Origin of the sequence: Pseudomonas sp. P179 (genome assembly GCF_000478485.2) — a bacterium.
GTDB lineage: Bacteria > Pseudomonadota > Gammaproteobacteria > Pseudomonadales > Pseudomonadaceae > Pseudomonas > Pseudomonas aeruginosa.
In genome coordinates this window covers 4,491,745-4,505,116 of the sequence record NZ_KI517354.1, presented here as the reverse complement: position 1 = coordinate 4,505,116, position 13,372 = coordinate 4,491,745, and the positions used below count along the sequence as shown (strand labels likewise).

10 protein-coding genes are annotated in these 13,372 nt (G+C 67.9%); 2 read left to right on the top strand and 8 right to left on the bottom strand.

The window, feature by feature from the left end:
• Both HMPREF1224_RS33055 and HMPREF1224_RS33050 read left to right on the top strand, forming a co-directional pair.
• Complete coding sequence (locus tag HMPREF1224_RS33055) at positions 1-378, top strand: septal ring lytic transglycosylase RlpA family protein (protein ID WP_003112869.1); 378 nt, start codon at positions 1-3, stop codon at positions 376-378.
• A gap of 31 nt (positions 379-409) precedes the next feature.
• Positions 410-796: a carboxymuconolactone decarboxylase family protein gene (locus HMPREF1224_RS33050; protein WP_003094405.1), complete on the top strand. Its 387-nt coding sequence runs from the start codon at positions 410-412 to the stop codon at positions 794-796.
• Between the two features lie 124 nt (positions 797-920).
• On the opposite strand, the gene HMPREF1224_RS33045 is transcribed toward HMPREF1224_RS33050, so the two are convergent.
• From HMPREF1224_RS33045 to HMPREF1224_RS33010, 8 genes are all read right to left on the bottom strand, one after another.
• Positions 921-1,712, bottom strand: a complete 792-nt coding sequence (locus HMPREF1224_RS33045) for a YfaP family protein (protein WP_003112868.1) — start codon at positions 1,710-1,712, stop codon at positions 921-923.
• Between the two features lie 4 nt (positions 1,713-1,716).
• Positions 1,717-3,366 (bottom strand): YfaQ family protein, encoded by a 1,650-nt coding sequence (locus HMPREF1224_RS33040; RefSeq protein ID WP_003455629.1) that lies wholly within the window; start codon positions 3,364-3,366, stop codon positions 1,717-1,719.
• Positions 3,363-7,913: an alpha-2-macroglobulin MagD gene (gene magD, locus HMPREF1224_RS33035; RefSeq protein ID WP_003112866.1), complete on the bottom strand. Its 4,551-nt coding sequence runs from the start codon at positions 7,911-7,913 to the stop codon at positions 3,363-3,365. Before magD ends, HMPREF1224_RS33040 begins: the two co-directional genes overlap by 4 nt.
• A gap of 26 nt (positions 7,914-7,939) precedes the next feature.
• Positions 7,940-8,578, bottom strand: a complete 639-nt coding sequence (locus HMPREF1224_RS33030; protein WP_003112865.1) for a DUF1175 domain-containing protein — start codon at positions 8,576-8,578, stop codon at positions 7,940-7,942.
• Positions 8,575-10,344, bottom strand: a complete 1,770-nt coding sequence (locus tag HMPREF1224_RS33025; RefSeq protein WP_003112864.1) for a DUF2138 domain-containing protein — start codon at positions 10,342-10,344, stop codon at positions 8,575-8,577. Before HMPREF1224_RS33025 ends, HMPREF1224_RS33030 begins: the two co-directional genes overlap by 4 nt.
• A 38-nt stretch (positions 10,345-10,382) precedes the next feature.
• The gene (locus tag HMPREF1224_RS33020; protein WP_003094417.1) at positions 10,383-11,192 is read right to left on the bottom strand and encodes a YfaP family protein; all 810 of its coding nucleotides are present in this window, start codon (positions 11,190-11,192) and stop codon (positions 10,383-10,385) included.
• Between the two features lie 162 nt (positions 11,193-11,354).
• Entirely contained in the window at positions 11,355-11,915 is a 561-nt protein-coding gene (locus tag HMPREF1224_RS33015; RefSeq protein WP_003106283.1) for a response regulator transcription factor, read from the bottom strand.
• Between the two features lie 25 nt (positions 11,916-11,940).
• Positions 11,941-13,209, bottom strand: a complete 1,269-nt coding sequence (locus tag HMPREF1224_RS33010) for an ATP-binding protein (protein WP_003094421.1) — start codon at positions 13,207-13,209, stop codon at positions 11,941-11,943.
• Positions 13,210-13,372 lie beyond the last annotated feature (163 nt).

Here is a 13,372-nt window from a genome sequence, read left to right as displayed (position 1 = left end):
ATGCCCACCCCATCCGCCGCCGCGCGCCTCGCCCTCGCCGTCCTGCCCCTGTTCCTCGCCGGCTGCTCCAGCCTCGCCGGCAGCGGTTCCGCGGATACCGGCGAAGCCTCCTACTATGGCAGCCGCCACGCAGGCCTGCGTACCGCCAGCGGCGAGCGCTACAACCCCAACGCAATGACCGCTGCCCACCGCACGTTGCCGTTCGGTGCCCGCGTGCGGGTAACCAACCTCGACAACCGCCGCAGCGTGGTGGTGCGGATCAACGATCGCGGGCCGTTCCGCCGCGGACGGATCATCGATGTATCGCGCAAGGCCGCCGAAGGCCTGGGTATGATCCGCAGCGGCGTGGCGCCGGTTCGGATAGAGTCGCTGGATTGAGCCACCTTCTACCCACGACAGGAACCTTCCGATGAGCGAACAAGGCAAGACCGGCCTGGAGATCCGACGTGAAGTCATGGGCGACGCCTTCGTCGAGCGCGCCATGGGCAACGCCACCGCCTTCACCCAGCCATTGCAGGACTTCGTCAACGAGCATGCCTGGGGCTCGGTCTGGGCCCGCGAGGCGCTGCCGCGCAAGACCCGCAGCCTGATTACCCTGGCCGCCCTGACCGCCCTGAAATGCCCGCAGGAACTCAAGGGGCACGTGCGCGGTGCGCTGAACAACGGCTGCACGGTGGAGGAAATCCGCGAGGCACTGCTGCACTGCGCGGTCTATGCCGGGGTGCCGGCGGCGATCGATGCGTTCCGTGCGGCGCAGGAAGCGATCGATACCTGGCAGGGCGAACAGCCCGCCTGAGCCCAGGAGCCATCCGCAGCGGCATGAGCGCCGCCGTCAGGCCACGGGTTGATAACACCGATGCCTGAGCGACGGCGAATAACGCCAGGGGCGTTATCCGCCCTACGGGACCGAGCGCAGGCGCCTACGGATAACTGAAGCGCTTCACCAGCGTCAGCTCGCCAGGCTTGCGCATCGGCACCAGGAAGGTTTCCTGTTTCTCGTTCGGCGTGCCCTCTTCGGTGACCAGGGTGATGCGCGCCGTGGTCAGGTCCTGGGCGGCCTGTTCGGCGCCATCCTCGCTGCTGCCGTAGCCGCCGCCGAAGTAGTTGACGTAGACCAGGTAGGGCCCCTTCTGCGGCGTCGGCGTGGCGATGATTTCCGGGCCGTAGCCGGTGGTGACGTCGACATCCAGGGTCGCGCCGTTGGCCAGCGAACGATTGCCATACCAGACATGGTCGCCGTCCGGGGTCACCAGGTGCAGGTCGAGGTCGGTGTTGTCGCTGTCCCAGGACAGCAGCACGCGCAGCTTGGCCGGCACTTCCCCGCCGCCGCCACCGTGATAGAACTGGACCCGTCGCGACTGCCCGGCGGCGTTGCGCACCTCGACGCTGTTGCTGCCGGACGGGAAGGCGAACGGGCGGTCGAAGCTGCCATCGGCGTCCACCTTCAGTGGCATGCTCACACCGTTCACCACCAGCGTCGCCGGGCGGTCCTTGGGTTGGCTCTCGATCGCGCCGCGAATGCGCGCGGTGGTCGCCTGGTCGGCGGCGACGTTGACCGAGGACGCCGGGTAGTTCACCACCTGCCGGTAATTGGCGGCGGAACCGTCGCCGGCACGCCAGCCGGAGACCGGCGTATCCAGTTTCACGGGGTTGTCCGCCCAGGCGACGAGGGGAAGGCAACTGAGCAGGGCGGCAAGGGACATTCGGTTCATGGAGTCATTCCAGTAGCAGGCGCCGGGCCAGGCTTTCGATATAGTTTTCGTCCTGGCCGCTGGGATGGGCGCGGAAGGCCAGGTGCAGGTATTCGTGGGTGAGGTCCAGGCGTTCCTGTAGGGAATACAGGCCGCGGACGAAGATGCGTTCGCGCTCGCGATCGACATAGGGCCGCCCGGAAGCCAGGCGGCACACGGAAAAACTCGGAATCTCCTCGTAGCCGGGCTCTCGGTCGAGGCGCTCGCGCCACTGCCGGCGCTGCTTGCGCAGCCAGTCTTCGGCAGCCGGCAACGGCTGGCAGGCGGCCACCGGGTTGTCCCAGCGGCTCAGGCTGCTGCGCGGGAAAGCCTGGGCGAGGATGCTGTCGTAGCCCAGTCCCTGCCCGGCTTGCTCCACCGCGTGCTTCCAGGACAGGCGCGCCGGACCAGGCTGGTCGGAGTGATAGTTGACGGTCGCCCCGGCCAGCACCAGGTCGGCGCTCCAGGCAGCGATCCGCCGCGTCGGCGCGCTGGCCGGGCGCGGCGCTACGCGCTGGCGCTGGCTGCTGTCATCGATGGCCAGGCATTCGCCGCGCGGCGCGGCGTTTTGCAATAGATAGGTGCGAATGGTCACCGCCAGCGCGCGAGCGGCTTCCTTCGGCTGCGCCGAGGCTTCGCGCTCCAGCACCCGCGCCACGTACTCTTCGCGCGAAACCCGCGCGACCAGGCGCGGCACGCCATCCACCCGTTGCAGGAAGAGGTCGCCGGCGCTGGCGATGTCCAGTCGATTGCCGTTGGCGAAGAGCACTTGCTGCGGACCATGCAGCAGGCCTTCGGCGGCCGGGTGGCCGGAGGGATCGCTGACCGAGCGCAGCGGATAGCGGCTGAACAGGTTCACTTCCACGCAACGGCCCGGATCGGCCGGCCACGGACTCGGCAGGAAGCGCCCGAGCACCTCGGCGTAGCGGTCCAGGATCATCTTGCTGGTTCCCGGGCCGCCGAGCCAGAGCGGCGTTCCATCGACCAGCCAGCCAGCGAAACCGCCCTGGCGCGCCTGCGGGTCATGGTCGTCGAGCCAGCTCCAGGTCTTCACCCGCAGGCGGCCGCCAAGGCTGGCCACGGCATGGCCGTCGCCGGCCTGCAACGCCACATCGAGCAGTACCCGCCGCGCCTCGCCCTGGGCCGGCAGTTGCTGCAACTGCTCCAGAAGCTCCTTAACCGGCACCCGCGTCTGCGGTTGCAGCCGTTCCAGATCGAGCAACCAGGCCGGTGCCTGGCGCGCCTGCCAGTAGCCGCGCCAGGCCTCCGGCCGCAAGGCGAGGCGCTGCGGCTCGAAATACAGCCCGCAGGAGCGCACCAGGGCGCGGTCACGACCGATCGTCTGGCCATTCTCGCAGCAGTAGACCTCCTCGCGGCTGCGCCCCTGGCAGGTATAGGGCGGCTCGGCCTGGCCGGTGTCGCTCAGCCAGGCGAAGACGAACAGTTTCCACAGGCTGCCCAGCGGAGCCTGCAAATCGGCCGGCAACGGCCGGCGCTCGAGTACCCGCTGGCGATCCAGGCTCACCAGTTCGTAGCCCTGGGTCGTGCGCCAGGCCAGCTGGACCGGCGCCTCCGCTGCGCGAAGCAGCAACGGCACGGCGCACAGCAGGACCAGCCAGGCGCGCAACGCAATCACTCGACCTTGACCTTGGCCAGCGCCGGCTTGGCTTCCAGGGCCTGCTGTTCCGGCGCGTAGAGACGCAGGTAGCGGGCCGGTGGCAGGTTGAAGCTGCCTTTCTGGGAGAAACGCACCAGGTGACGGAAACGCTGCTCGCCACTCAGGCTGTCCACCGGCACCCCGTAGAACAACTCGCCCGGTTCGTTGCGCGCGCGCTCCAGGGTGGTCGCTTCGTCGCCGGCCAGGCCGCTGATCTTGATGCCCCAGGTGGTGCGCTCGACATCCGCGCCGGGCGGCAGCGGCAATTCCAGCATGCCGTAGCGTAGAGCGGTGTCTTCCGGAACGTTCAGGGTCACTTCGTCGAGATACAGTTCGTCGCTGGAAAGCGGCTTGTCGCCAACCTCCTCGACCTTGAACTCGAACGCCCCCTCACCGGGCACCAGGCGCAGCAGACGACGGCTGATCTGCACCGGCAGTTGCCCGCTCGGCGCCTGGGCGCTGCGGTAGCTGAGCGCAACCGGCAACGGCCGGGCCGGCGCCTCGTCCAGGTCGACCCAGCTCGGAATGCCGCGGCCGCGCCATTGCCAGTAGGTTTCGCCGCTGGCGCCGCGCTGCGCCTGCCAGTCCTTCGGCGGCTGCGGCAGCTTGCCCTGCGGCGCCTGGGCCAGGGCGCCCTGCAGCCAGGTCAGGGCCAGGGCGCGTTCCAGGGTCGATTGCGCCGGCGCCAGGCGTTGCAGCAGAGCGCTGGCCTGCTGGCCATCCACGGCCGAGCGAGAGGCCAGCAAGGCATCGGTGAACGGCAAGCCGGCCTCACGCAGGCGCTGCGTCGCCGTCTCGGCCTGGGCGGCCAGCGGCGCGGGCACCGCGACCCGCAGTTGCCGTGCAAGGTCCACCGCCAGCACTCGCGCCGCGGCCAGGCCGACGGCCGAGTCCGGGTCGCCCAGCACCAGGCCGTCGTCGGCCTCCAGCGGCTCCGCGCGCGCCTGCCCTTCGCCGGCGTTGGCCAGATCGTTGAGCAGGCCGCCGAGCAGGGTGTTCACCGGCAACTGCATGTCGCGGGCGAAAGCCAGGATCAGCGCACGCTGCAGCAGCGGGGTCTGCGTCGCCTGCTTGGCGTAGGGCTCGAGGATGCGCTGCCAGTGTTCGGCCGGCAGTTGGATCTCCAGTGCGCGGCTGGCGTACCAGTCGGCGTAGTAGGCGTAGGCGGTGAGGAAAGCGTCGCCATCGACGTCGCCACCCCACCAGGCGAACCAGGCGTCCGGGCCGGCCATCTGCACCAGGCGCAGGCGACTGTTCTGCATGATCAGGCGCAGGCGGTCGCGAATCCGCGGCTCGCCGCCGGCCAGCGCCGGATAGGCGATGCTCAGCGGCAGCAGTTGGCTGGCGGTCTGCTCGACGCCGCCGTAGGGATACTCCAGCAGATCATCGAGATTGCCCAGGTAGGCAGCGGCCGGGCCATCGGCCAGGCGCAGGCGTACGTCGCGCGCGTCCGCCGGCAGTTGCAGCGGGTTGCTCGCCGCCGCCAGGCTGAGGTTCTGCATCTGCTCCACCTGCCAGCCGTCGGCCAGCAGGTTGAAGCGCACCGCCAGGCGGTCGCGGACCTGCCCGTCCTGGCGCAACTCGGCGCTCCAGTCGCCATCGCTGAGCGGCTGTTGCGCCAGCGGAATGTAGTTGACTCCCTTGGCCAGCTCCAGGGTCTGGCTGCGCTGGCTGCCAGGCGGCCCGCTGAGCAGCTCGGCCTTGACCGGCTGTTCGCCCTGGTTGAAGACGAACAGGCCGAGGTCGGGCTGGTCACCCTGGCGGAAGCGAGTCGGCCCGCTCCACTTCAGGTACAGCGGCTTCTCCGAGCGAAGGAACTGCTTCTTCTGGCCGACCTGGCCGTTGTCGTCGATGGCCCGCGCGGTGATCCGCCAGCGGGTCAGCGAGTCGGGCATGCGGAAGCTGAAGCTGGCCTTGCCCTGGGCGTCGGTGACCAGCTCCGGCTGCCAGGCGGCGGTGTCGACGTCCTCGCGGCGCGGCCGCTCCAGTACCTTGACGCCGCGCTCGCTGCGGTTCGCCCGTCCGGGTGCGCTGGTGCTGCCGGGCAACGCCACGTCGTAGCTGATGAAGGCCAGGCTGGCGCTGGTGCGCACGTTGTTGCGCCGCGGATGGTAGAAGAACTGGTCGATGCCGGGGGCGATCTCCGCCTGCAGGGCATAGACCATCTCATCCACCACGCTGACGGTCAGGTGGCTGGAAACCGGTTTGCCGGCGAAGCGCGTGGCCAGGGTCACGGTCACCGTCTCGCCCGGTTCGTAGCGCTCCTTGTCGGTGGCGATGTCGATCTCTACCTGGGGCATGCCGACCTTGATCCCGGCGTTCTGGAAGCTGTAGTCGCCGCCCTTGGTGTAGAGCACCGAGAAGGTCAGGTTCGGCGAGAACTCCTCGCGCACCGGGATCCACACGCGGTACTGGGTCGGATTGAGCTTTTCCAGGCGCAGCCAGTCGGCGCCCTTGGACAGCAGGGCGGTGGCCTCGACCTTGTCGCGCTCCAGGGACAACAGCGCATCCTCCACCGGCTCGGGGAAGGTGATCAGTGCGGAGGCTTCCTCGCCGGTGCGGTACTCGGGCTTGTCGAACACCACCTCGACGGTGCCCGGCACCGACTTCACGCCCTCGCCGCTCACCGAGTGGCCGGTGGCGCCAAGGAGCTGGCCCTTGTCGTCGCGCAGCTCCACGGAATAGGTACCGGGGCGCTCGAAGGTCAGCGCGAAGCGGCCGTCGGCGACCGGACCGCTGTCGGTGGCGCGGTCCTCCAGGCGGATCCACTGGTAGCTGCTCGGCTTGAGCGGGGTCGGCTGTTCGCTGGCATAGCTGAACTCGACCTTCTCGCCGGCGGCGCTGAAGCGCTGCGGCGCGCTCAGGCGGTAGCGCGCGGCGCCGCGCTCGATGAGGATCTCCTTGCTGGTCTTGACCCGGTAGGCGGCGCCGTCGCTGGCGAAGATGGTCAGCATGTAGCGACTGGGTTTCTCGGCCGGCGGCAATTCGATGGCGGCGCGACCCTTGCCGTCGGTGGTCAGTTCGGTGCTGCTCAGTTCCACCGGGAACTGGCCGAGATACTGCAGTTCGTTGTCCACCATCGACAACTGCTGGGCGCGCAGGCTCAGTTGCAGGCGCGCGTTGGCCACCGGCTTGCCGTCCGGATAGAGCAGGACGATCTCGCCCTTCACCGGCTCGGCGGTCTTGAAGTCCGGCTTGGCCAGGTCGAGGGCGACTTCGAAGTGCGGCTTGATGTATTCGGCGACGCGGAAGGCGCTGCTGTAGGTCTGCCCGCGGTAGTCGAAGCGCAACTCGTAGCCGCCGGCGACGGCGTTCTCCGGCAGTTGGAAGCGGCCATTGGCGCCGCTCTTCGCGTCGAAGCGGAGGTCCAGGCTTTGCAATACCGTGCCGCTGGCGTCGATCACGCTCAGGCGCACCGGCGCGCTGGCGGCGGCCTGGGATTGCCGGGCGTCCTTGAACTCGCGGCCGACCATCTTCAACGAGACCCAGTCGCCCGGCCGGTACAGCGGGCGGTCGGTGAAGGCGTAGATCTTGGTGTCGTAGATCTCGCTGTCGTAATAGAAGTTCTCGGAGACGAAGACCCCGCCCTCGCGGTCCTCGCCGATCACGTAGGAGCGCTCCGGACTGGCGTGCTTGAGCCGCAGCAGGCCGTCGGCGTCGGTATTGCCGCTGCTCATCACGCCCAGGCCGTCGGTCCACAGCACCTTGGTGTCGGGCACCGGGGTGCCTTCGTGCTTGCGTGCGGTCCAGACCAGCAGCTCGTCGCCGGCGACCTTGCTCACCGCCACGCTGTTGGAGACGAACACCACGGTGGTGGCGCGGTACTTGCCGACAAGCGCCTCGACCAGGTACAGGCCCGGCTTCAGCTTGCCCAGCGGGATGTAGACATTGCCCGGCACGACGTTGATGAACTCGCTGGAGGAACCGGCCAGCTTGACGTCCTGCGGCGGCTCGATGGGCTTGGCGTCCCACAGCGGATAGCGGAACTGGCTGACCAGCGGCAGGCCGGGAATCGGCGCGTATTGCGGCTGCGCGTCGTAGGGCGTCGGCGCGGTCATGGCGTTGCCCATCTTCAGCTCGGGCACCGCCTCGGTGACCTGTTGCCGCGACTCGTAGGAGAAGGCGCGCTGCATCACCCGGCGCGACTTGCGATACCAGTTGTCCCAGAGATAGGCCAGGGTGTTCGACAGGCCTTCGCCCTTGAACTGTCCCTCGGCCAGGACCCGGTGCAGGTTCTTCTGCCGCTTGAGGAACTCCAGCGGCTGTTCGATCCGGTACAGGCGCACGTCGACCCCGCCATAGGGCTCCATGCGGTAGCGCCGGTAGTCGCGGCCGGGCGCTTCGAGACGGACCCGCGCTTCCTCGTCGGTGGCGAAGCTGCTGTCGGCGAGCAGGAAGAAAGATTCGCCGGCCATCGGCGTGTAGCCGCTCGGTTCCACCGTGTCTTCCGCCTGGACGGCGGCGAACGGCAGCAGGACCAGGGCGGCGACCGCCAGGCTACGGCTGAAACGGCGCAGGTTGCTCATTGCTGTGGTCTTCACTGGGACGCGATTCATTGAGAGAGGAAAGCCAGCCGATAGATGCCGATAAAGTTGGGATTGGATTCGTCGGGGATCCATCGGGTGTCCTTCCATGTCATGAGTTGTTGCAGGCTGACCGAGCGCATGCCGTTATCGGTCGGGGTGCTGCTGCCGGTGTGATAGGCGATGGAGCGGCCCATCCAGATCATCAGGTGCTGGTCGTCGCCCTGGTCGTAGAACATCAGGTCGCCGGGGCGCGCCTGGTTGAGGTCGCGACCGACCAGCCGGCTGTTGAACTGCACCAGCTTGATCGCATTCACGTAGGGCCCGACCTGGCCGCCACCCTGCTGCCAGTTCTGCGCCAGGCGCCGTTGCTCGGGACTGAGCGCCAGCTCCGGGGGCAGGTAGCGGTTGGACAGGCCGTTGGCGCGCAGCCACTTGCCATCGTGGACTTTCAGCGCCTCGTTGGCGGCGAAGCGCACCAGGCCGGCGCAGTCCTGCTGGTGCCAGCGCGGACTCGGCCCTTGGCGCAACTGTTCCTGGGCGATGCGCACGAACCAGGCGCGGAATACCTGCGATTGCTGCGGGTCGAGCGTTACCGCGGGCTCGCCGCGGGCAACGCCGCTGGCCAGCAGGAGCAGCGCCAGGCCGAAGGCAGTCAGGCGTCTCACAGCGACCGCCATTCCAGCGGCAGCCATTGCCACGGTGCGTTGGCCTGGCTTCCGGCAGGCAGCCCGAGGGCGTAGCTGCCCTTGCCGGCGAGGGTTTTCAGGCGCGGCATCAGGTAGGTGTCGGCGGCATTGCGGAATACCGGCTCCATGTCCTGCGGCAGGCTGTCGAGGGTTTCCCGTTGCAGCAGTTCGGAGAGCGGCTGCGGCGCCAGGTAGGCCGGTACCAGCGCATCCTTCGGCAACACCTCGGCGAGCGGCGGATAGCGTTTGTCGAGGGTGTCCAGGGCCTTGCCGAGCAACTGGTCGTCGAGGGAGAACAGCAGGGTCTGGCCATGGCGCGCCATGCCGATGCGGAAGAACGCGCGGCCGCTGATGCTGTCCGGGTTGTCCGCCTGGCTGGCCGGATAGGCGCCGAAGTTCGAGCTGACCTGGCGGGTCCAGCGGCGGGTCTGGCCATCCACCCGGTCTTCCACCGGGAAGCTGCCACCCTCGACCTTGGCTTCCTTCGCGCCGATCACGCGACCGAACAGCTTGCCCAGCTCGTCGTCGAGTTCGGCACTGGCCGGCGCGCTCAACTGGCCCACCAGCAGCGGCGAATGCAGCCGCGAACTGGCGTACCAGCAGAGACCGGCAGCGCCGCTGAGATGCTCGGAGAAGGCCTGGGCCATCTTCTGCTCGGCCCCCAGACGCTCCAGCATCACCCCGTACAGGCCAGGGGTGACCGGCAGCGCCACGCAGGCGCTGGCGCCCATCGGCATGGCCTGCCAGACCGGGGCGAAGTCCAGCGGCGGCTGGCGTTCCACCTCGTTCAGCGCCAGGTAGCTGCTCCAGCCCTGCTCGCCCTTCTCGAAGCGCACCCCGGCGAAGCTCGGGATGAAGCGCTGGTAACCCATGGCCAGGACGCTGGCATTGAGGGTGATGCGCTGGCGCAGCTCGCCGCGGCCCGGCAGGCCGAAGCGCTCGGGGAACAGTTCGTCGCCGTCGAGCAGTGCCTCCAGGTCTTCGCTGGCCGGAGCGTTCAGCGGGCTGTCGTCGCTTTCGCCACCATCGTCGAAGAGCATCCGTGGGTTCGACAGCAACAACAGCCGGTCGCCCTTGGACAGGAACAGCATCGCCTTGTCGTTGCCGTAGCGCAGGCGATAGACCGAGGTTCCCGCCAACTCGCCGACCTTGCGCAACTGCTGGTCGTCGGCGGCGATATGGGCCAGCGGCTCGAGCACCCGCGCCAGGCCGCCGCGCTTGAGCACCACCACGAAGTCGCGCAGGCGGCCGTCGGCGCCGCGCCAGAGGGCGACCTGGGCCGGTTGGTCGAGCAGTTCCTCGACCAGGCTGTCCTTCAGGGTCAGGTCGTGCTCGTAGATGATCCGCCGCAACGTACCGGTCAGGCCGAGGCGGTCGCCATTGTTCTCGTAATAGAAGACGAAGTCCTCGGTCAGGGTATCGCGCAGCAACGGCACCTCGAGGATTTCCTTCGGCAGGCGGCTCAGCGACACGCTCTCGATCAGCGCGTCGGGCTTGCGCAGGTCACGGTAGGCACGTGGCGCGTCGGCGGCCGCGGGTGCCTGGGCGCCGATCGGCTGGCCGAGGTCCTCTTCGGCCGGGCGCCCTCCGCCGAGCCGCTCCAGCCAGCCCATCTGCCAGGCCAGCACACCGCCGGCGGCCAGCGCGGCGACGATCCCCAGCACCGGCCACAGGGCGCTTCGGGTGCGCGCAGCGGCGGGCGCAGGGGTTCCGTTGGCAGGGCTGGGGGTGTTGTTCTCGCTCATGGTTCGCTAATCCCGTGTCATCCGTACGAGGGGATGCTTCAGTAGGTAAAGGTCTTGACCAGCACCAGGTCGCCGATGGTGCGCAGGGGCACGACGAAGGTCTCGTGCTTCTCGTCGACGCTGTTTTCATTGAACACCAGGTTGACCTGCGCGGTGATCACGTCCTGTACGTTGCTGCCGGCCTGGAAGTTGTAGCCCTGGTTGTTGAGGTTGCCCCAGTAGTTCACGTAGATCAGGTAGGTGCCGTGCAGCGGCGCGCCCATGGTGAACATCTCCGGGCCGGGCCCGTCGACGCCGTCCGGATCGAGGCCGCCGCTGTTGCTCAGGCGCGGATGCGCCCAGTAGGCGTGCTGGCCATCGGGGGTGACGATATGCAGGTCAAGCTCGGCCTTCGGATCGTCCCAACCCAGCACCACGCGCACGCGCGGCGGCAGTTGGGAGCGATTGGCCTCGTAGAACTGTACGCGCTTGAGGATCTTGCCGTCGGCGCTGCCGACCTGGACGCCGTTGGAGCCGTGGCCGAACGCATAGGGGCGGACGAAGCGCCCGGCGCCGTCGGTATAGAGAGGGAGAGGATTGCCGTTGACCACCAGGCGCTGGGCGCGCTCGGTGCCGACCAGTTCGCGCAGGTGTCCTTCGATCAGGCTGCGGCCGCGCTGGCCGCCGCGATCGATGGGCGGAGTCGGATAGGCGACACGCGGGGCATCGGGCTGCTCGAGCAGGCCGGAATAGCGCCAGCCTGCCGTCGGACCATCCAGGTCCACCGAAGGCTCGGCTAGTGCAGGCAGCCCGAAGGCCAGTCCGAACAGCACCGACAGGCAGCCGGCACTCGAACCGAAGATACGCATGATCAATCCCTGGTCGTGCGATTCATGAAAGTTGCATCTTAACGATTGCGCTGTCCGCTGGATATCCCCGGCGACCGGCGGAATGTGCGAAATCCACCGCGATTCGACGGAAAGCGGAAAGTATAGGGGGCGCCATGCGGCGCCCCCGTTGTCATTTACGCTTCAGCGCCGTACCGGCCGCTTCTGCAGCTTGCGCTGCAAGGTCCGTCGATGCATGCCCAGGGCGCGGGCGGTGGCGGAGATGTTGCCCTCGTGCTCGGCGAGCACGCGCTGGATGTGCTCCCATTGCAGGCGATCCACCGACATCGGGTTTTCCGGCACCAGGGTGTCCAGGTCGGCGTGCTCGGAGAGCAGCGCGGCCAACACGTCATCGGCATCCGCCGGCTTGCACAGGTAGTTGCAGGCGCCGCGCTTGATCGCCTCCACCGCGGTGGCGATGCTGGAATAGCCGGTGAGGATCACCACCCGCATGTCCGCGTGCAGCTCCAGCAGCTTCGGCAGCAGCACCAGGCCGGAGTCGCCTTCCATCTTCAGGTCGAGCACGGCATAGTCCGGCGTGTCCTGCTGGGCCAGCGCCAGGCCTTCCTCGGCGGAGCCGGCGGTGCTGACCCGCAGGCCGCGACGGCTCATGGCCCGCGCCAGGACCCGGGTAAAGGTGGGATCGTCGTCCACCAGCAGGAGATGGGGTTGTTCTTCCCCTTCGAAGAGCAGCTCTTCAGACATAGGCAGGGCCTCTCAGACGGATCACTCAAGCCATTCCGTAGCTGCGCGGCAAGCGCAGTTCGGTCAGAGTGCCGCCATCTTCGTGGTTATACAACTTCACCGTTCCACCAGCGCGGGTCACGCTGGCCTGACTGAGAAACAGGCCGAGGCCGAAGCCCTTGCCCTTGGTGGTGAAGAACGGTTTGCCGATCTGTTCGGCGATCGCCAGGGGCACCCCGACGCCGTGGTCGCGGATACTCAGGCAGATACTGCTGCTGTCCCAGTCCAGGCGGATGTCAAGGTCGTCGGGACAGGCGTCCGCCGCATTGTTCAGCAGGTTCAGCAGAGCCTGGCTGAGGTCGGTCGGCGGGGTCAGGCGCGGCGCGGAGCCGAGGCCCAGGCACTGGTAGCGGTAGGAAGCCTCCGGACGCATCAGGTGCCAGCGGCGCAGCACCGATTCCAGCCATTCCGCGGCGCTTTGCTCCTCGATCGCCTGACGACGGTCGGCCTCGGCCGCCCGTACCAGTTGCTGGAGGGTGTGCTTGCACTGCTTGACCTGTTCCTGGAGCAATGCCAGGTCTTCCTGCAGGGTCGGGTCCTGCGGGCGCTCCTGGCGCAGCTCGTTGAGCAGCACGCTCATGGTCGCCAGCGGCGTACCCAGTTCGTGCGCGGCACCGGCCGCCTGGGTGGCCACCGCGAGCAACTGCTGGTCGCGCATGCTTTCCTCGCGCCGCTCGGCCTGCATGTGCGCCTGCCAGCGCAGCGCCTCGGACATCTTCACCACGAAGAAGGTGATGAAGGCCGCCGACAGGGCGAAGTTCAGCCACATGCCGAACAGGTGCAGGTTGATCAGCATCGCCTCGTGCTGAACCGCCTGCAGGTGCAGCGGGTGGTACCAGATCAGCAGCAGGGTGTAGCCGGTCAGGGCCAGGCCGGAGAGCACCATGGAGTAGATCCAGGGCAGGGTCGCAGCGGCGATGGTCAGCGGTACCAGGTAATAGGAGACGAAGGGGTTGGTCGAGCCGCCCGAGTAATACAGCAAGGTGCTGTGGATGATCAGGTCGCAGGCCAGTTGTACCGCGTACTCCTGGTCGGTCACCGGCCACGGCGCGCGCAGGCGCAGCGCGGTGAACAGAATCAGGCAGGCGGACAGGCCAAGGGTCAGGCCGAGCGCCAGCCACGGCAGCGGCAACAGGTCGGAGAGCCAGGCGAAACCCACCGAGCCGGCCTGCGCGGCCAGCACGAGAATACGGATGAGGAGCAGACGGCCAAGGTTCTGGCGACTGGCGGAGAGCAGGAAAACCGGTGCGCGCATGTTTTCTTCCGGAATAAGCGCGAGTATAGCCAAGACGCTGTCGGCAACTCTGCGGCAAAGTGACTCAGAAACCTCGCAGGTCGCCATCCTGCCCTGTTTCGCCGAGCGCTGTCAGGGCTCAGATCAGTAAATTTCACGTTTTTTCCGAAATCGCCTAACCCGT